Genomic DNA, 22,529 nt, shown 5'->3' with positions numbered 1-22,529 from the left:
CCGACTCATGGAAATTCTGAACGAAATCTCGGCCGTCATTGGCCGGCACGTATCGAAGGATGGCTTCCAGGCCACCCCCATCGAACGCATGACGCTTGTTCGATCCTCCACCGTGACGATGCCGATGCCAAATGTTTACCGGCCGCAACTGTGCCTCGTCGCGCAGGGGCACAAAGAGGTCACACTGGGCGACCGCGTGTTCAGATATGCACCGGGGCGCTATGGAGTTGTGACCTACGACCTGCCGGCGATAGGCCACGTGGTGGAGGCGACGCCCGACAAACCCTATCTCTGCCTGTACCTCGATTTCGATCCGGTCATGCTGGGCGAGTTGGCGCTACGCGTGCCGCTACAGCAGCAAGCGCCGATCCGGCCCATTGGCAAGACAGTGTCCGACGCCGACGCCGCTCTGCTCGACGCGACACTACGCCTGCTGCGCCTGCTCGACGATCCGGCAGCGTTGCCTGTGCTCGGGCCGCTTGCGGAGCAGGAAATGCTGTATCGCCTGCTTGCCGGTCCGGACGGCGCCAGGATGCGCCACATCACCTCCAGCCAGGGCCGGGTGGCCCAGGTCGGCCGCGCAATCGCTTGGATCGGGCAGAACTTCCGCGAGCGGTTCAGCATCGAACAGCTTGCCGCGGAAGTGGGCATGAGTCCGTCGAGCCTGCATGAGCATTTTCGCGCCGTGACGGCGCTAACGCCGTTGCAGTTCCAGAAGCAGCTCAGGCTGCAGGACGCGCGCAGCCTGATGCTCGTCCAGGACATCGACGTCAGGACTGCCGCCTTCCGCGTGGGTTACGAAAGCCCGACGCAGTTCAGTCGCGAATATAGGCGCCACTTTGGAGAACCCCCGGGGCGCGACATTGCCCGCCTGCGCGCGTCGCCGGGCTTGGCGGTAGTTGCATGACTTCAGTCGGCTGTTCCGCCAGCTCCCTCAGCGCGCTGCACCTCGTTGCCAGCAAACGGATGATCAGAATTCCGGATGATGCGACGGTTACCGTACCGTCGGGTGGGAGACTCGCGAAGATGGCGGCTACGGTATCGACGTGACGTTGGCAGTCCACGTGCGGAACATGGACAGGGCTGAACTCGAGCCTCTTGTGGCTAAGGCACATCAAGTGCCTCTATAGCTACCTCTTGCGGACCTAATACAAGGTGCCGGTCACAATCGTGTAGCGGTTCATGACAGGTCCGCCTCCTCCATGCCACTCGAAGCAATGTATGAATCGCGAGCCCCAAACCAGGTCCACCGCGCGCTCTTAGCGCGCTTGATCGCATGCGTCCTTGATCGGGCGGCGGCATTCGCGTTCCTCAACGATACTGACCTGGAAACACGATGTCCTGATCCACGAGGACGTTGAATTTGTAGCCAGGCCGGATCTGCAGCGTTGGCTGTACATCCATATTCCGCTGGATCGTGCGGTCGGCGACTCGCCCGAAGGTCTCGGCAAAATTGCGCCTCGCCGCGTCGGATGCCGTGTCCTGGGTGGCAAGCGTTGAGCTCTGAGGCACCCCCATGTCGATGCCGGTCCCGATCAGCGCGATCATAACCGCCGAGCCGAAGGTCTTGAAGTAGTGGTTGTTCACCTTGTCGTTGAAGCCGCCGTAGCCTTCCGCGTCCGTGCCGGCCATGCCGCCGATCTGCAAGGTGGAGCCGTTCGGAAAGATGATGTCCGACCAGACAACGAGCACACGGCTCTGCCCGAACGAAACCTTGCTATCGTAACGGCCGAAGAGTTTCGTGCCCTGTGGGATCAGCAGGCGATGTCCGGTCGCGCTGTCATAGACGTTCTGGCTGACCTGCGCGGTGATACGTCCCGGCAGGTCTGAGTTGATGCCTGATATCAATGTTGCCGGAATAACGGACCCCCGTTTCAGTTCGTATAGGGACTGCTGGGGCACGACGCGGTTCGGCAAATATCCAAGATCCTTGAGATCGGCATTGAAGAAGTCTTCCTTGGAGTTCTGACCGTTCGGATCGACGTTCTGCCCGCCCAGACCGGCGCGCAATGCCGCGGCGTAAAGGTCGGACGCGTTTGCGTTCGCGGCTGCTGTCGTCGGCATCCGGTCTGTGGCGCCCTCATCTCTTTCCGACCGCGCTTCCAGCTTGCCGCGATCGATGGCAAGCGGCGCATCGTATGCGGAGTCTCGCGCCTGCAGGCGGGCCATCCGCTGACGCTGCTGCTCGCGAAGAACCTGTTCCTGTTGCTCGCGGGCGAGACGCGCTCGCCACGCCTCTTCCGGCTCCAATTCCGGTCCCCGCCGCTGCTGTCCCTGCTCGGGCTGAGGCGTAAAGGGGTTGGCCGCCTTCTCTTTGGCCCTTTCGGTCTCGACCGGCGTCGGCTGGAACGTCGTCTGCTGCTGTGGCTCGCCAATGATGCCGTCGCTGACACCTCGCTTGATCTGGTCGGCATAGGTTGAGGCCGGATTGCCCGAACTGGTGCCCGGTCCGCTATCCTTGCCGAAGTAAAGCCCGCGCGAGGAAAGCCCATAGAAGATGATGCCGAGAAAGGCGACCAGCAGCAAGATTACGAGGATGACCGGCAGGCGGTTGACCCGCTTGATGCCGGATGGAGACTGACTATTGGCGGGACCGCCGAGTTTGAGGGATTGCACCATGGTGTCCTCCCTCACCCGCGCCGCATGAGCGAAAGAGCGCTCGCCGGTGTCGCACCCGATGTCGTTACTGTGTAGGCGCGACCGAGTTCGACACTGCTGGTCGAGAGCCTTGCGAGCACCTGGCCGTCATAGGGCATGATGACATAGGCGAGTGGAATGACAGGCGAGCCACTATCCGTCTTCTGGTCGGTGACAACGGCATAACCCCATCCCTTCAATGCTGCTTCAAGCGCTTGTCCGAACGGAGAACCATCCTGTTTGAGTGCAACGGTCGCCTGTCCGATCTGTTCTGCAAGTCGGCTGACCATATCGCCGGCGATCGCGCCCGCCGCAGATCCGGAAACCTCAGGCGGTGCTGCGCTGTCGACGAGTGCCCCACTATCCACCGACTGACATCCGGAAAGGAGGATGGCGACGACGCAGGCCGCGGCAGGGCAACGGAAGCGGCGGAGGCGGTTCGGGCTGTAGCGAAAGAGTTTCAGCATCACCGCCCTCCCCTGCTGATCGTCACCTTCTGCTGTTTCCAGCCGACGCCCGAGACAAGGACAGCACGATCGATATTGTAGTCGACCACCATCATGTCGTTCTTCATGCGATAGTTGACGATGCGGTTCTGGCCGCCGGAGACAACGAAGAGAACAGGTGCATCCTGACCGGAAATCGACCGCGGAAACTGGATGTAGGTTTTTTGCCCATCCGAATAGACCCGCGTCGGCCGCCAGCCGGCATTGCCCGAGACGGAATAGCCAAAGCTCAGTTGCTCAGCGGGAACGCCGGCGCCTGGAATGGTGCTGGCTTCCAGCCGCGCGTTGACGTCGGCAAGCTTTGCCGAGACGTCCTCCGGATATTCGAAGCCGACGCGCGCCATATACTGCGTGGCATGCGATTTCAGCTGGATATGATAGGTGCGCCGCGACGTCGTCACGACCATCGACGTGATCAAACCCGGCTCCGACGGCTTGACGATCAGATGGATCGCCTGCCCGCCAGCAGCACCGGATGTCGCGGGCTCGACCTTCCACCGCACAGTGTCGCCAACCAGCACGTCACGAACGACCTCGCCGCCCTGAAGCTCAATGTCGCAGACCTGCAGAGGCGAGCAGACGACGGATGGCTGCACCTCGCCATAAAGGAAGATCACCTTGCCATCCGCGCCTTTCGTGACCAGGCCGCGGCTTCCGCGCCACTGTGTCGAGATGCCCATTCCCTTCGCCTCGTTGGCGGTGACGCCATCGGCGGCGCGTGCCTGGGAAGTGGGGAGGGCCATTGACAGGAAAATCATCAGCACGGCTGCGCTCGAACTCAGGGCGGCCCGTATTCTGAGATGTCGTATGTTCATGTTGGGAGCCATGCCTTTCAAAGCTGCGCGGTCCAGTCGAAGTCTCTCAGATAGAGACCGATGGGATTGAGGCGGATGACGCCCTCGTCCTGAGGCGGCGTCAAAGTCACCGTGGCGATGCCGCGGAAGCGGCGCGTGGCGGTCTCCTTGCCGCGGCGATCCCGCTCGAACTCGGTCCAGTCGATCTGGTAGCTCTGGTTCGATAGAGCGACGATGTTGTTGACCTCGATCGCCACCGTCGCGGTCTTGGCCTTTTCGAAGGGCGAATTCGAGCGGAACCATGCGTTGACCTTTTCGGTCGCGGGATCAGAAGTGCGCAGCAGCCCGTAGGTCCGGTCGATATATTGCTTCTGCACCACCGCATCCGGCGTGACGGATCGGAAGTTTGACACGAAGCTGCCGAGTGTCGCGCGCACCACCCGTGGATCGGCATATTCAATCTGCTGCGGAAAGCCCGCATTAACCGCAGTGCCGAGCTTGTCGACTTCGACGATATAAGGGATGAGCTTGACCTGAGTGCTCTGATAGAGCGCGTAACCAAAACCGACGACGGCCATGGTCATTCCGGCTATGCCGACGACGCGCCACGCGGCGGCGGCTTTGACATACGAGCCATAACGCTCGTTCCATTCGTTGCGGGCGGCGATATAGGGATTATCTGGGATATTCTGTCCGGCCATTCTTTCAGCGTCCCGTCACTTGCTTTCGTTGATCGGTGGTGGTGGAGGCGTTGTGCCTGGCCGGCCGGATGGTTGATCGAGTTTGGCGTTGGCAAGGCCGAGCATCGATCCGGCATAGGCGCCGGGCGAACCAATCGCCTTTTCCTTTGCTGCCGAGCCGACTGCGCCGGCCGCTCCGCCAATCCCGGCCTGCATGCCGCGCAGCGCCGCACTGGCCAGAGACGCGCCCCCTGCCCTTGCGGCACCAGCGGCCCCGAAGCCTCTGTTGGCCGCACCGATCGTCAGGAAGCCAGCGCCGAGTGCAGCGGATGCGGCCTGCCCGCCATGGCGAATGGCTTCCATGCCGCCGCCGACCGACGCGCCCTGGACCACGCCCTGCAGGATAGGCGGCACATACATGGCGATGACGAAGACAACGACCGAGATGCCGGCAATCGCGAGCGTCGTGATGAACTGTTCCGAGGTCGCGGTTGGCGCCTCCGCCAGACCGAGAAGGATGTCCGAGCCGATCTTGGCGATCATCACCAGCGCCATCAGCTTCATGCCGACGGAGAAGGCGTAGACCAGATACTTGACCGCGAAATCCTTTGTATGGGAAGAACCACCGAGCCCGAGCATGATCATTCCAGCGAGCAGGCCGACATACATCTCGACCATGACGGCCACGAAGATCGCAGCGACGAGGCTGAACGACACGACGACAACGACCATGGCGAAAACGGCGGCGATCGCCAGCGCGTTATCCTCCCAGAGACCGAACTTCGCCTGTTCCGACATCTTCGTCGCGACACGAATGCCGGCATCAAAGATGTTGGCGGGAGATGCCGAGCCGCCACCGGCACCGATCTGGTAGAGACTGTCGACCACGGCCTTGGCGAACTCCGGTCCTCTGTCGAGGATGAAGGCGAACAGACCGATGAACATGATGCGTTTGACGAGTTCAGCGAACCAACTGTCGAGCGAGGCGGCGTTGATTGCCAGCCATACGGCAGCGATGCCGACCTCAATACCAGCGAGGATCCAGAACAATGAGCGAGCCGCATTCATCACCGTCGTCTCCCAGCCCTTGGCAGCGGTGACGACGGAATTTTCGAGTGTGGTCAAGACCTGGCCCTGTTGTGCCAGTGCCGGCGTCGTCGCCAAGAGGACAACCGCCATCGCGATAAACACCCGTTCGAGCGCGCGGGAAGAGGGAACGGCTACCATCGGGGCTTCATCTCCTGGCCGCCGCGGATGTCGCGGTCGGGATTCCCGCCAAAGAACTCTTCGCGATGTCGGCGCTGTTCTTCATCGGAGGAAGAACTCGTTGCGGCCGTGCCCGACCCTGAGACTGGCGTGGCTTGCGGCTGGACGATGCTCCAGGTGATGGCGCTCGCACCGGCCGCGGAACCGATCGCGACGAGGGCGATAAAGAGGAACAGACGCGGGCTCACCAGCGCGGCTCCATGGTCTGGCCGCCCCTGATGTCACGCTCGGTTCCGCTGAAGAACTGTTCACGCCGTGCTTGCGCCAGATCCTTTTGCGCCTGTTCGGACTGGTACCAGGTCCCCATCATTGTCATCTGCTGGGAGACGAGACCGCGCAGTTTCTGCATCTGGGCGACCTGCTGCGCTGCGATCTCGTGGCCGACCTGCAGAGCCTTCATCTGACCGTCGGCCGTTTCCGACATCGATCTGAGCTGCGACATCGTGCTCTCCTCACTCGAAAACTGCTCGGCCGTCAGGTTGGCGGCCTTGAGCGTCCCGGCGATGGTGTCGCGATTGGTGTCGGACCAGCTCTGATAGGTCGGGGAAAAGCTCGCGCCGTCCGGCAGGTTGCTCTTCATGTCGGCGAAGCTCTGGAAACGCTGCTTCAGGACATCGTCGACATTGCCCATGGAGAAGGCGACGCCCTGTCCCTGATTGACGACGGTCTGGAGGTTCTTCAGATCGCTTTCGACCTGACCCCAGATGTGGTTTGGAAGCTGCGCGGTGTTCTGCAGCATGTTCTTATAGATGTTGAGCTGATTTTGAATCTGCTCGGCGAGCTGCGAGATCTGGGTGATCTGGTTGTTCACCTGCTCAGCGGACTTGCCGACGAGCGAGATCAGTTCGGTATTGTTGGCGAGCTGTGTCCATTCGGTTGCCTGTCCCGTCACGCCGCCGGCCTCAGCTGGAAGCGGGAAAGCGGACGAGAGCGTGAGGGCCACACCGAGCGCGGCGTGCCATATCCTATTCGGTTGGGAAGAGCGTGTCGGCATGGGCGATCCCCCTTTGCTGGAGCCAGTGGAGAGGCCACGAGGCCCCATGTTCAAGATGCAGGGTGCGGATGCGCTTGAGGTCTTCCTTTCCGGACGCTCCGACAAAGGAGAGCGCTACGGGGCCCAGTGCCATATCGAACAGACGGCGCCCCTCGGGCGAGACGACGTAATAGTCTCGCTTCGGGATGGCGGTCGCGACGATCTCGATCTGCCGTTCGTTAAATCCGATGCGCTCGTAGAACTCGCGTGTTCCCGGCTCCCGAGCAGCGCCATTCGGCAGGCAGATCTTGGTCGGGCAGGATTCCTTCAACACGTCGATGATGCCGGAGCGTTCCGCATCCGAGATCGACTGAGTGGCAAGCACCACGGCGCAATTGGCCTTGCGCAGCACCTTCAGCCATTCCCTGATCTTGTCCCGAAACACCGGATGGCCGAGCATCAGCCAGGCTTCATCGAGAATGATCAGGCTGGGCGACCCGGTCAGGCGCTTTTCGATGCGTCGGAAGAGATAGGTCAGGACAGGCACGAGATTGCGCTCGCCCATGTTCATCAGTTCCTCGATCTCGAAGCACTGGAAGGCGCCGAGCGCCAGGCCGTCCTCCTCGGCATCAAGAAGCTGCCCCATCGGGCCATCGACGGTGTAGTGATGCAGGGCGTCCTTGATCTCACGCATCTGTACGCCTGAGACAAAGTCGGAGAGGGAACGACCGCGCGACGTCGTCATTAGCCCGATCTGTCGGGAGATAGCGTTGCGGTAGTCCGGCGTGATCGTCACACCCTGCAGCGCGACCAGCATCTCGATCCACTCGGAGGCGAAGGCCCGGTCGGCATCGGTCGAGAGTTCTGCAAGCGGGCAGAAGGAGAGCGCTTTTGTCTCGCCGTTCGCCGATTGGCCGATATCGCCGCTGATCTGGTAATGGTCGCCGTCCAGCCCGAGTGTCAGCGGCAGCATCGAGCCCCCCTTGTCGAAGGCGAAGATCTGCGCACCGGCGTAGCGTCGGAACTGGGCTGCGATCAGTGAGAGCAGGGTTGATTTTCCGGAGCCGGTCGGGCCGAAGACCAGCGTATGGCCAACGTCGTCGACATGCAGGTTCAGCCTGAAGGGTGTCGATCCGCTTGCGACCTGCATCAGCGGAGGCGATCCCGGCGGATAGAACGGGCAAGGCGCGGTGGGACTTCCCGACCAGACCGAATTGAGCGGGATGAGGTCGGCGAGATTGCGGGTGTTGACCAGCGGCTCGCGGATATTGGCATAGGAGACGCCGGGCAGGCTGCCGAGGAAGGCATCCGTGGCATTTAGTGTCTCGATCCGTGCGCCAAAACCTTCAGCCTGGATCAGACGTCGAACCGCCTCACACTTCTCCTGCAGGCTTTGCTGATCCTCATCAAAAAGTACGATGACCGGTGTGTAATAGCCGTATGCCACAAGCTGCGACGAGGCCTCGGCGATCGCGTCCTCGGTCTCTGCCACCATCAGCATCGCGTCTCGGTCGAGTGAGCGCGACTGCGTCTGAAACAATTGGTCGAAGAATGGCCGCACCTTCTGCTGCCATTTCTTGCGGGTGCGCTCCAACTTGGCGCGGGCTTCCTCGGCATCGAGGAAGACGAACCGGGACGACCAGCGATAGGTGAGCGGCATCAGGTCAAGACTGTTGAGGATTCCCGGCCAGCTTTCCGCAGGCAGACCGTCGATTGCCACCACGCCGAGAAACCGGTTCTCCACGAGCGGCGTGAGACCGTGCTCCAACTCGGCAGTCACCAGCCAGTCGAGATACATGGGAATGTCAGGCAGACGCACCGGATGGTTTTCCCCGGTGATGCAGAAGCGGATGAACTGGAAGAGCTCGTCGTAGCGAGCGACACGATGACCGCCACGCTCTGAGGTTTCGCGTGTCATCATCCGGCGGATCGACACGACATTGGCGAGATATTGTTCGACTTCGCGGATCGACGTCAGGAAGCTCTCAAGCGCCTTGTCGGCGTAGGTCGCGGATCGGCTGCCAACGTCGGAATAGACATAACGCGTCAGTCCAGTCCGCCTCGGCTCTGGTGGACGCCAGGTCAGGATCAAGGCATGACGGCTTTCGTAGTGTCCCCTCTCCTTCTGGAAATGCGCTCGCCGTTCCGCATCGATGGCGCGGGTGACCGGATCGGGGAAATGACTGACTTCCTCTGTTGGATAATCCCCCGTCGGCACCCTCACAGCCTCGACCTGGATTATCCAGCCAGACCCGAGCCGCGACAGGATGGCATTGATTTGTCGCGACACCTCGTTGCGCTCGGCGTCGGTCGAACTTTCGCTGTCAGGTCCGGCAAAATACCAGCCGGCCATCAGCGAGCCGTCCTTCAGGAGAAGAACGCCGTTGTCGACCAGGCCGGCATAGGGAACGAGATCGGCAAAGGACGGTCCGGAATGGCGGAAAGATTTGAGGGCAACCATGTCGTAGTCCCTCAATACTTACGCCACGGCGAGGATGTCGCGCGGTAGAAGGCCTTGTAGGAGATATGCCGGATATAGATCCTTCGCATCAGCGGATCGGCCTTGGCCATCGTTCGAAGGGCTGCGACCGTGACCAGCCAGATCGCGGCGCCGAACAGGGCCGCATACCAGGTCAGAACCACGAAGATCAGGATGACGGCGGCAAGCGCCGTCAGCAGGACAAGCTCGCGATCGGCGCCCATCAATAGGTTGGGGCGCGACAGCGCCCGATGCACCCGCGACCGGATAAGGTTGGAGCCGGCTTCAGCCACGATCCTCCTCCCCTGCCACGGATAGCATCGTCACCGGGACAGAGACGACCGGAGCAACAATCGCCTCGCCATGCTCGCCAATCGAGGCGCCGGTTGCGCCGAACAAGGCGACGATCTGGGTGGCACCGAGCAGAACGCCGCCGACCAGGGCGACATAGCAAAGGCGCCGGGCAAAATCGTTGAGTTCACCGCCGAAGATCAGCATGGCGCCGGCGATCGCGACCGCGGCAAGCGCGATGAACCCGGCGACAGGTCCAGTGATCGACTGCTGGATCTGCTGCAGTGGCGATTCCCACGGAAGCCCGCCTCCGCCTGAGCCCGCGAATGCGGGCTCCGAAATGCTGAAGAAAACGGCAGCAAACATAAGCGCTGCGAGAATGGGATAGGTCTTACGCGACATGGCTGTCCTCGTCGATCTGGGCATAGTGTTCGGTCTGGTAGTGGTTGTTGCGGTATCCCTCGATGTGGATCACCTCGCGGACCCGCCTCCCCTTTCCCGTCCGCTCGATGGAGACGACGAGGTCGACCGCTTCGCCGATGACTTCCTGCATTGGCTGCTGGCTGGCCTCTGCGGTCAGTTGCTCAAGCCGACGAAGCGCCGACATCGCGGTGTTGGAATGAATGGTTGTGACGCCGCCGGGATGACCGGTGTTCCAGGCTTTCAGGAGCGTGAGCGCTGCTCCGTCGCGGACCTCGCCGACGATGATGCGGTCTGGACGCAGCCGCATGGTGCTTTTTAGCAACCGCGCCATGTCGATCGTATCGCTGGTATGCAGGCAGACAGCGTTTTCGGCCGCGCACTGGATCTCGGCGGTATCCTCGAGGATGACCATGCGATCGTCGGGTGCACTCAAGACGATCTCAGCGATGATCGCGTTAGCGAGCGTGGTTTTTCCGGAGCCAGTGCCCCCGGAAATGACGATGTTCATGCGGGCATCGATCGCGCTACGGATGGCAGACGCTTGCGCCTCCGTCATCACCTTCGAGGACACGTAATCATTGAGCGGAATGAGACGGGAGGCGCGGCGTCGGATCGTGAAGGCGGGTCCGGATACGATTGGCGGAAGCAGACCCTCGAAGCGATGACCACCGATCGGCAGTTCGCCGGAGATGATCGGGCGCTCGTCATCTGCCTCCGACTGCAGTGCGTGGGCGACACTGCCGATCACGACTTCCGCAGCCGCTGGCGTCATGACCCCGGCTTCGGCTACACCGTGACCGAGGCGTTCAATGAACAGTCGGCCGTCAGGGTTGAGCATGATCTCGACGACTGTTGCATCGTCAAGCGCAACGCAGAGCTGGTCGCCAAGTGCGTCCTGGAGTTTGCGGACAAGTCTTGTATGGGAGCGAAGCTGGGTCACGCTGCGCTCCTCTCCGAATGATCATCAGTACGAGAGAGAGCGGACCGATAGTTCGATGGGCGAACCTGTTCGAAGCTCTCCTGATCCGCTGGAAGTGTGCCGGCAATGGCGACAGTATTGCCAATTGCCACCGGTTCACCCAACCGCGCGATCGGCCAGCCTGCCCGGTTCAGGATGCGCTCGAAGCGAAGATCAGTGGCGGTAACGATCCTGTCGTAACCATTCGCCATGGACCATTCGATGATCCCAGCAAACATGGTGAGTGTTGCCAGGTGGAGTTGCCCCCCTCCCCTGCCTGCGGGCAAAGTCGTATCAACGCAGAAGCGCGAACTCTCGATCATCGTACTGGTCGCATTGAGCGAACCATCCCTCAAGAGCTGCGGAAATGTCAGTTCGAGCATAGTCGGGCCCACCGCCGGAAGGAGGCGCGCGCATCCGACCACATTGCCGCCGGAGATGGCGAGGATGTAGGTCGGATTGAGGTCGTCGTATTGATCCCGCTCGTCACCGTCCACGATGGTGACGTCCCATTCGAGCCGCCCGCCAAATACCTCGGCGCGCAGCCTGTACATCTGCTTTAGAAGAGTCTGATGCTCGACATATCGGTCGGGCGAGATGGTGAGAACCTGCATCCTTATCTCCGCGTGAACTTCGTCAGCGGGATGAAGATCATCTCAATCCACGGTTGGCCATCTGCAGATCTGCAGGCGGTGATTCTGGTGAGTCGCAACGGCGAAACCGGATTCGGCGTCGGAAATCTCTCGGCTCGTTCTGCAGATCTGCAGGTAGCTGTTGAAAGCGCCGCGTTCTACTTTTGCTTTAAGTGGCGGATTCGGCTTCCTGAATCCGATTGCAGTGTAGATTCCGGGAAATGCGTTAACCCCTCGTTAACCTTAAAGATCTTGCAAAGATCGTCGAAATGAGGTGTCTTTGGACACGGCAAATTGCTGTGTTTACGAAAATTACCGTGTGTACGAGAGGAAGTCGTGGAGAATCCCGCCAAGCTACAGAAGGCTATCCATAAACTGATAGCGGCACACGCGCGAGATCTCTCAGGTGCGTTGCACGAACATCGCATCAAGCTTTATCCACCGGAAGCACGCAAGACCCTGCGATCTTTCTCATCGATTGAGGCTGCCAAGCTTATTGGCGTCAACGATGGATATCTCCGCCATCTCTCCTTGGAAGGAAAAGGCCCGCAGCCGGAAGTGGCCGCCAATAACAGGCGTTCCTACTCCGTCGAGACCATCCAGGCCCTTCGAGAGTATCTCGACGAAAATGGCAAAGGCGATCGCCGATATTCTCCGCGACGCACAGGTCGCGAGCATCTGCAGGTCATAACGGCTGTCAATTTCAAGGGCGGCTCTGGCAAGACCACGACAGCAGCTCACCTTGCGCAGTTTCTTGCCCTCAACGGTTACAGGGTACTCGCGATCGACCTCGATCCGCAGGCCAGCATGTCGGCACTGCATGGCTTCCAGCCGGAATTCGACGTCAATGACAATGAAACCCTATATGGTGCAGTTCGCTACGACGACGAGCGTCGCCCGCTCAAGGACGTGATCAAGAAAACGTACTTCACGAACCTCGACCTGGTTCCCGGAAACCTCGAGCTCATGGAGTTCGAACACGATACGGCGAAGGTCCTTGGCTCGAACGATCGTAAGAACATCTTCTTCACAAGGATGGACGAAGCGATCGCGTCGGTTGCCGATGACTACGATGTTGTTGTTGTGGACTGCCCTCCCCAACTCGGTTTCCTCACGATTTCCGCACTTTGTGCTGCCACTGCTGTCTTGGTGACAGTTCACCCGCAGATGCTCGACGTGATGTCGATGTGTCAGTTTCTGCTGATGACTTCGGAGCTTTTGAGCGTCGTGGCCGACGCTGGGGGCAGCATGAATTACGATTGGATGCGATACCTCGTCACTCGCTACGAGCCGGGCGATGGGCCACAGAACCAGATGGTGTCGTTCATGCGGACCATGTTTGGCGAGCACGTCCTCAACCACCCCATGCTAAAAAGCACGGCCATATCGGACGCCGGTATCACCAAACAAACCTTATACGAGGTCAGCCGCGACCAGTTCACGAGGGCGACCTACGACCGAGCGATGGAATCGCTCGACAACGTGAACCGTGAAATAGAGCAGCTTATTCAATCGGCATGGGGGCGCAAATGACCGGTGGCTATCACTCGTTCTACTATGCATCAGCGCGAAAGTTGCCAGCCGGAAACTTTGGTGGAATTGGCCCTCAACCGCCCGCCTACGTCGAGCTTTACGTGATTCAGAAAGGAGGCACGGATGGCTAGAAAGCATCTACTCTCCGACCTCAAGATTCCAAGTCAAACGGCTGCCGAGGTAGCTGAAACTCCAGACCAAGGATCAGCACCTCCGCAATATGCGCCCAGGGGAGCTATTGGTGCGGTCTCGCGTTCGATCGAGCTGCTCAAGTCACAGTCACTGAGTGAACTTGATCCCGATCTAATCGATGCGCCGCCGGTGCGCGACAGGCTTCCCGAAGACGAGACTGAGTTCGAGGAGTTCGCGCGCAATATCCGCGAGAATGGGCAGCAGGTACCAATCTTGGTGCGGCCGCATCCGACGGCGGAAGGACGTTATCAGGTGGCCTATGGGCGTCGTCGTCTACGCGCTGTCAAAGCCGCGGGGATGATGGTCAAGGCTTCCGTCCGTCCTCTTACCGATGAAGAGCTTGTTCGAGCCCAGGGGCAGGAGAATACCGGACGACGCGATCTTTCGTTCATCGAGCGAGCCCTTTACGCGGCCGAGCTTGAGGCAAACGGCTTTGAACGCCCGGTCATCATGGCGGCGCTCGGTGTCGACAAGAGTAATCTCTCGCGGCTCATTCAGGCTGCGACACAACTGCCGAAGGACGTCATACAATCGATTGGGGCGGCTCCGAAAACGGGACGTGACCGCTGGTACGAACTCGCGGCTCGTTTGATCAGTGAGGATGCTATCGGTTTGGCACGCACGCTGCTGGCTGATCACGGTTTTCAAGCGCTATCATCCGACGACCGCTTCTCGCGTGTCTTCGACGCCGTCGCTCCCAAAAAGGCGAAGAAGGACAAGCCGCGTGCGCAGGTCTGGGAAGCTGACGACGGCGTGAAGGCGGCCAAGTACCATCAGGACAAGCGATCAATCACACTGACGATCGACAAGAAGGCTGCGCCGGATTTTGGCGAATACCTTCTGTCGGCCCTCCCCGAAATCTACGCGACGTTCAAGAAGGCGAAGCGGTAGATGAAGCCAACCAACGAAAGGTACCGATAGCGCAAAGAAAAAGCCCTCCGAAACGGTGTTCCAGAAGGCCTCTCTCAGTTTGGTCGCTTAGAGAATCGCACTTCCCGGAATCACAGTCAAGAGTCAACGCCATTCAGGCGTAGCCTTTTCTTTGCCTTGTGAAAGGTGAAGGACATGGACACGGGAAGTTTAACGACGCCCTTTGGGCGGCGGCCGATGACGCTTACCCTGGTGAAGCGTCAGTTTGAGACGAAGAAGGCTGATACACCAACAGCCGTCGACAAGTGGCGCGTCTTCCGCGACATCGGTGACGCTCGTATGCGCCTTGGCCTCCAAGATCGGGCACTGGCGGTATTAAACGCGCTTCTGTCATTCTTTCCTGCCACGGAACTCGGCAGTGACAAGAACCTAATCGTGTTCCCATCGAATGCTCAGCTGTCTGCCCGCGCAAACGGCATTGCCGGGACGACACTTCGTAAATGCCTTGGGACCCTAGTCGAAGCCGGCATCATCATTCGTAAGGATAGCCCTAACGGCAAACGATACGCTCGAAAGTCCGGCGAAGGAGACATCGAAGACGCCTATGGCTTCAGCCTAGCCCCCCTTCTCGCTCGCGCCGCCGAGTTCGCGGCCCTCGCGCAGGAGGTTGCCGCCGAGCAGCGACGGTTCCGCATCATGAAGGACCGCCTTACGATCGTACGTAGAGACGTGAGGAAGCTCATCACCGTTGGCATAGAAGAGAACTTGCCAGGTGATTGGACGGCAGTTGAGGCATGCTTCATCGACGTCGTAAGCCGGTTCGTGAGGAGACCGACGTTGGCGGACATCGCAGCGAGTCTCGAGGAGATGAGCCTGCTGCACGAAGAGGTCTCTAGAATGTTGGAAACCCAGGAAGAAATCAAAAAAAACGATGGCAATGACATCGTATTTGGACGCCACATACAGAATTCAAATACCGAATCCTGCAATGAACCTGAACCTAGCTTCGAAAAGAAGCCGGGCGGAAAGTCCGCGACAAACAAAATAACGAAGCGGAAGGACGAGCCGGAGGTATTCCCGTTGTCGATGGTTCTGCGGGCCTGCCCGGAAGTTGCTGTGTTTGGCCCGGGGGGATCTGTCGGAAATTGGCGAGACATGATGTCTGCTGCGGTAACTGTCCGATCCATGCTCGGCGTGAGCCCCTCGGCGTACGAAGAAGCTTGTGAAACATTGGGGCAGGCAGGCGCTGCGATTGCTATCGCGTGTATTCTCGAGCGCGCGAACCATATCAACTCGGCCGGCGGTTATCTGCGAGATTTGACCGCAAAGGCGAGGCGAGGGGAGTTTTCGCTTGGGCCGATGCTCTTTGCTCAGGTTAGGGCGAACGCGTCAGCGGCCACGCGAGTGAGTTGACGCGACAGGCCGCCTTGGCGCTCTTAAACACTTGAATTTCATAAAAAAAATACCTTAGCATGACGCAGTTTCCGGCTGGCAACTTCAAGTGTGAGATCAACCTGGGCCAAGCAGAGCGATCGCTCCTTTCGCGGGCGCGCTAGGGGCGGCGTCAGCAAGCCGTCGAACAAGTCGAGCAGGAACAAGAGCGGGAGACCGCCGCGATGGCGCCGAACGGTATGGAGATCGCCGCCGTAACAATCTCAGCCTGCCACCTCCGCTTAAGGTTGCGGGAACGTTCACCCGTTATCGAGTATCCATGTCAACCAAGGATGAGCCTCTTGATCAATGAATTACTGCCCCGCCTGCTACAGGATTCTGATTTTGATCGAGAGATGACCAATCTCGGACTGAAAGCCTATCATGGTGCTCAGCAACGGGCGGGTTTGAAGTGGCGCAATGGCCGATGGCCTTGCATGTATCCCGGGTGCCAGCACAAGGCGATCGGCTCCCATACACTTCAAAAAAGCAACAGCCTCGAGGCCATCGCGGAAGGACCGAGGCCGGGCGCCGGAGTTGTCGTCACCCCGAAATTCGACCCGGCCTTTGGAGACCGGATCGATACGAACCTTTCCTTTGAAAAGGCCTCGATCTTTCCAGGCTTCTGTGGGGACCACGATCGGGAACTCTTCAAGCACCTCGAAAGCACAAGCGGGACGCCTGATCCGCGTGCTTTGGTCCTGCAATGCTGCCGGACGTTTTCCCGGGAAAGGCGTGTTCACAACCATGCCCACGAAACCTCGAAAGCCGGCTATGACGCCATGGTGCACGACCAGCACGTGGCGATTGGCCGTCGCCTTGAAGGGCTGGCCGGCAAGCCGTTGACGGCCATCGCGGGCTTTAGGACGGCGGAACGGTTCCAATACGACGCCAATGAATTGAGGCGCATCCGTCATGGCGCAAGCGCCCAGTGGGAGTTCGTCAAATCCTTCGAAGAACTTGCGCCATCCGTCGATGATTTCTATCGTGACAGCACAGCCCGCTTCCCGCAGATGTTCATCAAGACCTGGGCGGTCTCCACGTGTCTCGATTTCGCGTTGTCGGGGGCCGATGACATAGGCCTGTCCTTCGCACCGATTCCAATCTTCTATTTCGTGATGCCCCGATCCGGCGTCAGCCTTCTCGCGGTCTTCAGTCATATCGATGACGAGGCCATCTTGGCAGCGCTCTTGCAGCAGAAAGGACTTTACGACCTCAAACCCGGACAAACCGGCGCTGGTCTCTTCCGTTTCTTCGAGCAACTCATGATCAACCGGACCAATCACTGGTTCCTCAGGCTGAGTGCTTGGGAGCGGTTGCTTGACGACGACAAGAAGCGACTAGCTGACGAGGTTAATATCCACGAGCGCCCGGTTATCGGCGATGGGACGCCGATCTTTGCTATTCCTGAGGGGTTGGAGGTGACACGAAACGCGGTCTGGCGTCCGAGCCCTCTGAAATAGCGGGGAGGGTTCGAAAGAGTGGGCCGCAACGGCACGGATCGACGCCTGCCGCGATTGCGGTGAGGTGGGGAGATGCTTACCCATGTCGGAAACCGCCTCATCCGAGCGAAACCGGTGGGTGCCATCAAGATGAGGATGGCCGCAGCCCTGATCAGCTATAATCCGCCGGCGGCGCTATAGATCAGCACACCCATGACTACCAACCATTAAGGGGCGGATGAAATCTATGTGGAAGAGCAGCTTTGAAAGACTATGCTTAGCCTCAGTCGACCGTTCCTTTCGCCGGAGCATGTCGATGGCGCTACCGATCTCGAAACAAATATCGGTAGCCGTCCCCGAGACATGCTCGATCTGGCCCCTTAAGACGCCAGACCGACAACGAGTGTCGTTGCGCGCCAGTCCAGCTGGACCATGAGATCGGCAACGCCAAGCAGGGCGAGCAGAAGACCTTCCGCGAGTCGCTGTAAGCGTGGATTGTGCCATTCCCGCGCCGATGGCTTGCATGGATGGGGAGTGTTAAGTCCGACGCGCCGGCAACAAAGGAGATGATCGCACAAAACAGAAAAACGCCCGATCTCCAAAGCTCGATCGCGATGTGGTCCGACAGGGTCGAGACATTCCCCGTAATATTGACGGAAAAAAATCCGACGGCATAAAGAGTGGCGAGGGCGGGGCGAGTTTACGGTCGATCGCAGCGGTTTGGCCCGTTCCTTAACGGCGCCTCTCGCATCTCAAATCTAAACCATCTGTTTGTTGGAGGCGTGGGTGTCGAAAGCTAAACTTGGCCGTAACGATCCGTGCTGGTGCAATTCCGGCAGGAAATACAAACTTTGCCATTGGGGTCACGAGCGCAATCGGGTTGTCACGCTCAATCCGGAACTTCACCCGTCAGGTGCGCCGGCTACCTTCGATTTCCGGGACGACATCGCCAACATCTTTTCGGGTTTCGACAGCCAATTATCGGAGTTCTGCAAAAGCGCCGGATCGTATTTTTTTCATTCCGCGGTCCGCATGGGTGACGTTGAAGTCGCGGTGGGACTGCTGCAGGAGGGCAAACTCGCGCCCAGCTTCTTCATCGACGCCTATCGACGGTTCGCAACGCGGAAGGTCGTCGAGGGTCTCCTGCAGGATGCGTGTGAAAATCTCGAGCCGTTTACGGGTCGCCGTGAAATCTTGATGGACGCGGTCGCCGTGCATTTCGAGAAACGATACAGCGTTACAGTGCCTGTATTGTTTGCGCAGATGGAGGGCATACTGCGCAAAATCGGGGGGCTTGAACATTCGGAAACTATGCGGCCCACAATTCCTCGCGATATCTGGGGCAACCGCCTGCTGTTTTCTTTAGGTGACAACGCCAGTGACTTCAACGCATTCATTAGTGGGCTCTACAAGGGCCAGGAGACCGGGTTCAACCGCAACGCCGTCCTTCACGGTTTCAACTTGGACTATCAGACCGAGGAGAATTCCCTGATACTCCTGCTTTGTTTGCTTGAGATCCGCACCTTTCTTTGGATCGAAAGAAACACCAAGGCCGTCGTGTGAGCCTGCACACGGGGTGATGCTTACAAAGGATATAAGGGGAAGTCATGAGGATTGGGCAACGATCGGCATATGCAACGCGCCTAGCGCGTTCTCTCTACAAAGGCGACAGCCCGCCAATCTCGATGGTTATGGCGAATGATCAGCCATTGCGCCTGGAATGGTGGACCTCGAACGCCCAGCCTGAAAGCGCCGAGAGTGAACGCCACTCAGGAGCGCTTCTTCTTTATCTTGAACTCGCGAAGTCATCGAAGGTCACGCTTCCCCCATACACCTTCCCTGCTCGCCTCGATCTTGACGATCAATCGATGCGGCCGGACAAAGGCGTCATGAAGGTCTTTCTCGAGCGCGGATTGGTCACACCCCGTATGATGGGTGCGCAACTGGTGTTTGATCTCACTGACGACGGCCGGGCCTATTTGGATGCACTTGGGATCGGGAACGATCGCGGATAACCTTTCCCAACCTGGACGAATTTAGAACGAAGGGCGTAGCATGCGATTTCTGGCGTGGTTGGCGGGCCTCATTGCGGTCGGCGTGGGCGCTTATCTTTATCGGCCGATCTCGGAATTCAACTTGGAAATCTGGCTATCGGTCGGAATCGCCGTGGCCGTCTGCTCGATCCTGGCTTGGACCTCAACCGTGATTGACCGAGTGGTCGACCCTAAGGAAGGGGATTCACGCGGCGTGTTCACATTCCTTATTTCGGTCGCCTTCGCCTTAATTGGGATCGTCTTTGTCGTCGCAATCCATGGGGATTGGGCAGACAAGAACTGGGGAACGTTTGGCGATTTTCTGGGGGGTGTTCTCAACCCTGCTTTGACCTTCCTGAGTTTCATGGCCCTCCTCTTTACGATCATCCTGCAGCAACGGGAGATCCACGGAGCAAAGAATGATGCCAAGGAGCTTCGCGATCAACGCCGGGACGACCGTTTGAGTAGCGAGCGGATGCAATTCGAGAACACGTTCTTCCAGATGCTCTCGATACACAACACAATCGTCAATTCGATGGATGTCGATCGTGGCCAGTCCAAAAATCAGCTGCGGGGGAGGGACTGTTTCAAGCATTTCCGCGACATAATGAAGGATTACTATGATGCCGATCCCACGCCCGATGAACTCCGAAAGGCGCTCGCCGCGCATGATAAACTCTGGGAATCCTGCCAGAATGACCTGGCTCACTACTATCGGTACTTCTACAATATCATCCGGTTCATCAATGAGAGTGACGTCGACAAAACGCGATATATCCGGATTTTGCGTGCGCAGTTCTCCGATTTCGAATTGCTTGTGATGTTTTACAACGGGCTCATTCCGTTGGCGGCCAAGTCGAAGGAATATGTCGAGTTCTTCTCAATGCTCAACAATCTGCCGAAGGACTTGCTGTTCAATCCGTCCCACGAAAGCTTCTACGAGCCCAGTGCCTTCGACGAAAAGGCGCAAAAAAAGCCGCTGTCTTTCACAGACTACCCTCCGCCTGGGGCATAGGGTACTAGCGACCTCCAAGCAGCCGAAACATCATCCAGTGGTCATCCGGCGCAAGACGTGTGCTTTCCTAGTAGATCTGAGGGACCAGTGCGCCGGCGATTAGAAGCCTCAGGAGAGATTATCATACATCGGTTGCCAGGCTGCGGCCCGGTGGCGGGCAGCAACAGTATGAGTGATAAAGACCGAGGTGATAGATCTGCGCGGCAAGCCGAAAGATTGGGGGTCCTTCGGTACTGGTTCGACAGGAGTTCCGCCGGTGACCCAGCCTCAACGAATAGGTAACTGGCGGCTGAAAGCGACATAGCAGTCGTGGTGCACTGCCTTGTATTACCTACAGGCTTCCCTAAACCGTTTCGCCTGCGTCACCAAACTTGCGGACAGGGCATGCATATCTTCTGGCGAGAATTTCGCGAGGTCGAAAGTCTTACTTACCGCAATCAAGTCACCCTCCGGATCGAACATAGGAACGATCGGCAGGCCTTCTGCAATGATCCGTCTATGCGTGATTGCGGTATCGCCAAGCGATCGCGTTGCAAAAATCTTCTTCCCAACTTCAAGGAGGTAGTTTTCGGCAATGTTCACCGAGGTGTTCAAATTCCCCGGCGAATACTCTTCCATCTTCAGGATAGCTTGCCTGAGAATTTCTTGCGATTCAGGCAGACCAGCCCGGTTTAGGGCGGTATCGAGCCATTCCTGCTTGTTCATGCCTTCTTCCCAGCGACCGGTGACGGACGCGATAACCTTGAACGCGAAGCCACAATCCCTGGTTTTCTTAAATCCGGCGAACAATTCGGCCCAGTCGGACATCGATTCAGGAGGAGAAAGCGCCTCGAAACTCTCGGGCGTGAGATTCAGCACAATATGGGCTAGCGCGGAGGACAACTCGTAAGCAAGCAGGACGTCCGAGATTCTGCAGTAATGCGCTAAGAGGTGGGCGGGCGCAGTATAAAGCGTGAGATCTGGATTATACATAAATCTGAGGATTTGCTGACCATACAGTCGCTGCTCGACAGCAAACTCGTCCTTATCCAAGGCTCCCATGAGCTCAAGATTCGTCCTCATTTCAGACCAAACGGCGTTGATTTCGAGCAGTGCCCCTGCCACGATCGGCTGCCGTGCGATTTGATCGGACGTCTTGTTGTCTAAAAACCTCGTAAACACGATTGGTCGATTCTCATCCGGTTTGCCTGCCGGATCGAATTCGCGTCCAGCCGTAAATTGAAGCCGCCAAGGCGTCTTGTGATCGTGCGGTTTCGGGTTTGGATGAACTGTCCGGAAGTATCGAGAATGCATCATCCTCCGCTCGTGGTCGTGCAGGTCGATAAAGCGATGAAGATCGGTCTCTACCCCTGGGTCGTTAACACGAGGCAGAAGTCGATAGCAGTCGTAGAGACAGCGGAGATGGGTTCTTCCCCAGAGCGTCCCAATCAGATCAGCCCAGTGGGTCGCCTCGTGCATCATCGTGCCGAACATATTTCGAAAGTCGGCCGTTGGCTGCTGCTTCTGCAAAGCGGCGACAAAATCGCCTTTCTTGAAACCGTTCAAATGGATCGTTTGAGACTGTGGATCAAAGTATGCGACGGTGCCCGAGTTTGGAAAATAGTCTCTTTTTCCCAAGCGCTTCTGAGTTTCTTGATAATCGTACATCCCAGTTGTCCTTCGTGGCTGAATAGTTGCCTCACAGGCGCTCCAACCTCATCCTATGAATGCTCTGGCCTTGAGCAGCAAGTCAAACACTCCAACCTTGGCCGAGCGACAATCGAGATCTTCTGAGCTGCGACGTAGTTTTTCCCGATTTTGCGCCGCAACACTTGTTCTTCTAGCCTCCAATTCTGCCGGAAGCGCCGAACGAGATTTTCGAAATTAAAATTTCTGCTAAAGCCCTGAGGCCTTCGTCAAATTCACGCGGAAACGGTCTCGCCGGCGTTGATAGCGGCGGGTCATCTCTGCGGAAGCATGGCCGAGCTGTTTCTGAACGTAACGCTCGTCGACTTCGGCGGAAGAGGCCAAGCCCGCGCGAAGGGAATGGCCGGAGAACTTGAAGGCGCGTTCAATTTCGCTGAGATCGCCCCGAACACCGGCGGCTACGGCGGTGCGCTTGACGAGCCGTGCGACCTCCTTGTCATTGAGACGCTCCGCTTCGACGGATTTGCCTTGTCCGGTGACCCTGCGGAAGAGGGGGCCATGAGCCAGCTTGGCGAACTTGATCCAGGTTTCGACGGCCGCGACCGGGCACGTCGCGTCGGAGGAACCTCGGCCGATTTCCACCTCCCGCCATCCGGTTTTACCGCGCAGGGTGAGTAGCATGCCCTTGTCGAGAATCTCGATCCAACCGCGACCGTCCTCAGTCTGGTCCGCCTTCAGATCGAGGCCG

22 protein-coding genes are annotated in these 22,529 nt (G+C 58.7%); 8 read left to right on the top strand and 14 right to left on the bottom strand.

What is annotated here, in order from left to right; genetic code table 11:
* Positions 1 to 7 precede the first annotated feature (7 nt).
* The gene (locus LQK81_RS22870; protein WP_230808728.1) at positions 8 to 907 is read left to right on the top strand and encodes an AraC family transcriptional regulator; all 900 of its coding nucleotides are present in this window, start codon (positions 8 to 10) and stop codon (positions 905 to 907) included.
* A gap of 404 nt (positions 908 to 1,311) precedes the next feature.
* On the opposite strand, the gene trbI is transcribed toward LQK81_RS22870, so the two are convergent.
* Genes trbI through LQK81_RS22810 form a run of 12 tightly spaced genes read right to left on the bottom strand, consistent with a single transcriptional unit; the run spans position 1,312 to position 11,621 of the window.
* Complete coding sequence (trbI, locus tag LQK81_RS22865) at positions 1,312 to 2,619, bottom strand: IncP-type conjugal transfer protein TrbI (RefSeq protein ID WP_230808727.1); 1,308 nt, start codon at positions 2,617 to 2,619, stop codon at positions 1,312 to 1,314.
* 11 nt (positions 2,620 to 2,630) lie between these two features.
* Entirely contained in the window at positions 2,631 to 3,104 is a 474-nt protein-coding gene (gene trbH / locus LQK81_RS22860; protein ID WP_230808813.1) for a conjugal transfer protein TrbH, read from the bottom strand.
* Entirely contained in the window at positions 3,104 to 3,958 is an 855-nt protein-coding gene (gene trbG / locus LQK81_RS22855; protein ID WP_230808726.1) for a P-type conjugative transfer protein TrbG, read from the bottom strand. Before trbG ends, trbH begins: the two co-directional genes overlap by 1 nt.
* Positions 3,959 to 3,975: 17 nt before the next feature.
* A complete protein-coding gene (locus tag LQK81_RS22850; RefSeq protein ID WP_230808725.1) occupies positions 3,976 to 4,638 on the bottom strand; it encodes a conjugal transfer protein TrbF in 663 nt (220 codons plus the stop codon).
* A gap of 15 nt (positions 4,639 to 4,653) precedes the next feature.
* Complete coding sequence (trbL, locus tag LQK81_RS22845; RefSeq protein ID WP_230808724.1) at positions 4,654 to 5,844, bottom strand: P-type conjugative transfer protein TrbL; 1,191 nt, start codon at positions 5,842 to 5,844, stop codon at positions 4,654 to 4,656.
* Entirely contained in the window at positions 5,838 to 6,071 is a 234-nt protein-coding gene (gene trbK, locus LQK81_RS22840; RefSeq protein WP_230808723.1) for an entry exclusion protein TrbK, read from the bottom strand. Before trbK ends, trbL begins: the two co-directional genes overlap by 7 nt.
* Entirely contained in the window at positions 6,068 to 6,877 is an 810-nt protein-coding gene (gene trbJ / locus LQK81_RS22835) for a P-type conjugative transfer protein TrbJ (protein ID WP_107677872.1), read from the bottom strand. Before trbJ ends, trbK begins: the two co-directional genes overlap by 4 nt.
* Positions 6,849 to 9,317: a conjugal transfer protein TrbE gene (locus tag LQK81_RS22830; protein ID WP_230808722.1), complete on the bottom strand. Its 2,469-nt coding sequence runs from the start codon at positions 9,315 to 9,317 to the stop codon at positions 6,849 to 6,851. The genes trbJ and LQK81_RS22830 overlap by 29 nt, the downstream gene beginning before the upstream one ends.
* 11 nt (positions 9,318 to 9,328) lie before the next feature.
* Positions 9,329 to 9,628 carry a conjugal transfer protein TrbD gene (locus tag LQK81_RS22825; protein ID WP_230808721.1) on the bottom strand — a complete coding sequence of 100 codons (300 nt, stop codon included), beginning with the start codon at positions 9,626 to 9,628 and terminating at the stop codon, positions 9,329 to 9,331.
* The gene (locus LQK81_RS22820) at positions 9,621 to 10,028 is read right to left on the bottom strand and encodes a TrbC/VirB2 family protein (RefSeq protein WP_230808720.1); all 408 of its coding nucleotides are present in this window, start codon (positions 10,026 to 10,028) and stop codon (positions 9,621 to 9,623) included. Before LQK81_RS22820 ends, LQK81_RS22825 begins: the two co-directional genes overlap by 8 nt.
* A complete protein-coding gene (trbB, locus tag LQK81_RS22815; protein WP_230808719.1) occupies positions 10,018 to 10,989 on the bottom strand; it encodes a P-type conjugative transfer ATPase TrbB in 972 nt (323 codons plus the stop codon). Before trbB ends, LQK81_RS22820 begins: the two co-directional genes overlap by 11 nt.
* Entirely contained in the window at positions 10,986 to 11,621 is a 636-nt protein-coding gene (locus LQK81_RS22810) for an acyl-homoserine-lactone synthase (protein ID WP_230808718.1), read from the bottom strand. The genes trbB and LQK81_RS22810 overlap by 4 nt, the downstream gene beginning before the upstream one ends.
* A gap of 354 nt (positions 11,622 to 11,975) precedes the next feature.
* Here LQK81_RS22810 and repA point away from each other — a divergent pair, with 354 nt between their 5' ends.
* The 7 genes from repA to LQK81_RS22775 all read left to right on the top strand — a co-directional run bounded on the left by repA (position 11,976) and on the right by LQK81_RS22775 (position 20,155).
* Positions 11,976 to 13,172 (top strand): plasmid partitioning protein RepA, encoded by a 1,197-nt coding sequence (gene repA / locus LQK81_RS22805; protein WP_230808717.1) that lies wholly within the window; start codon positions 11,976 to 11,978, stop codon positions 13,170 to 13,172.
* A 123-nt stretch (positions 13,173 to 13,295) separates the two neighbouring features.
* Complete coding sequence (repB, locus tag LQK81_RS22800; protein WP_230808716.1) at positions 13,296 to 14,255, top strand: plasmid partitioning protein RepB; 960 nt, start codon at positions 13,296 to 13,298, stop codon at positions 14,253 to 14,255.
* A 174-nt stretch (positions 14,256 to 14,429) separates the two neighbouring features.
* Positions 14,430 to 15,647 carry a plasmid replication protein RepC gene (repC, locus tag LQK81_RS22795; protein ID WP_230808715.1) on the top strand — a complete coding sequence of 406 codons (1,218 nt, stop codon included), beginning with the start codon at positions 14,430 to 14,432 and terminating at the stop codon, positions 15,645 to 15,647.
* A 320-nt stretch (positions 15,648 to 15,967) separates the two neighbouring features.
* On the top strand, positions 15,968 to 17,128 hold the full coding sequence (locus tag LQK81_RS22790) for a hypothetical protein (RefSeq protein WP_230808714.1): 1,161 nt from the start codon (positions 15,968 to 15,970) through the stop codon (positions 17,126 to 17,128).
* Between the two features lie 765 nt (positions 17,129 to 17,893).
* Positions 17,894 to 18,670 (top strand): SEC-C domain-containing protein, encoded by a 777-nt coding sequence (locus tag LQK81_RS22785; protein WP_230808713.1) that lies wholly within the window; start codon positions 17,894 to 17,896, stop codon positions 18,668 to 18,670.
* Between the two features lie 44 nt (positions 18,671 to 18,714).
* The gene (locus LQK81_RS22780) at positions 18,715 to 19,122 is read left to right on the top strand and encodes a hypothetical protein (RefSeq protein WP_230808712.1); all 408 of its coding nucleotides are present in this window, start codon (positions 18,715 to 18,717) and stop codon (positions 19,120 to 19,122) included.
* 40 nt (positions 19,123 to 19,162) lie between these two features.
* The gene (locus LQK81_RS22775; RefSeq protein ID WP_230808711.1) at positions 19,163 to 20,155 is read left to right on the top strand and encodes a putative phage abortive infection protein; all 993 of its coding nucleotides are present in this window, start codon (positions 19,163 to 19,165) and stop codon (positions 20,153 to 20,155) included.
* A gap of 327 nt (positions 20,156 to 20,482) precedes the next feature.
* Here LQK81_RS22775 and LQK81_RS22770 read toward each other — a convergent pair whose 3' ends face one another.
* Together LQK81_RS22770 and LQK81_RS22765 are read right to left on the bottom strand one after the other, a co-directional pair.
* Positions 20,483 to 21,802: a hypothetical protein gene (locus LQK81_RS22770; RefSeq protein WP_230808710.1), complete on the bottom strand. Its 1,320-nt coding sequence runs from the start codon at positions 21,800 to 21,802 to the stop codon at positions 20,483 to 20,485.
* A 228-nt stretch (positions 21,803 to 22,030) separates the two neighbouring features.
* A partial coding sequence (locus LQK81_RS22765; protein ID WP_230808709.1) for a tyrosine-type recombinase/integrase occupies positions 22,031 to 22,529 on the bottom strand: 499 nt, incomplete at its 5' end.

It is taken from the genome of Rhizobium sp. GN54, assembly GCF_021026345.1.
Classification (GTDB): domain Bacteria; phylum Pseudomonadota; class Alphaproteobacteria; order Rhizobiales; family Rhizobiaceae; genus Mycoplana.
The sequence above is the reverse complement of the archived record's forward strand: the minus strand, read 5'-3'. Positions and strand labels throughout refer to the sequence as shown.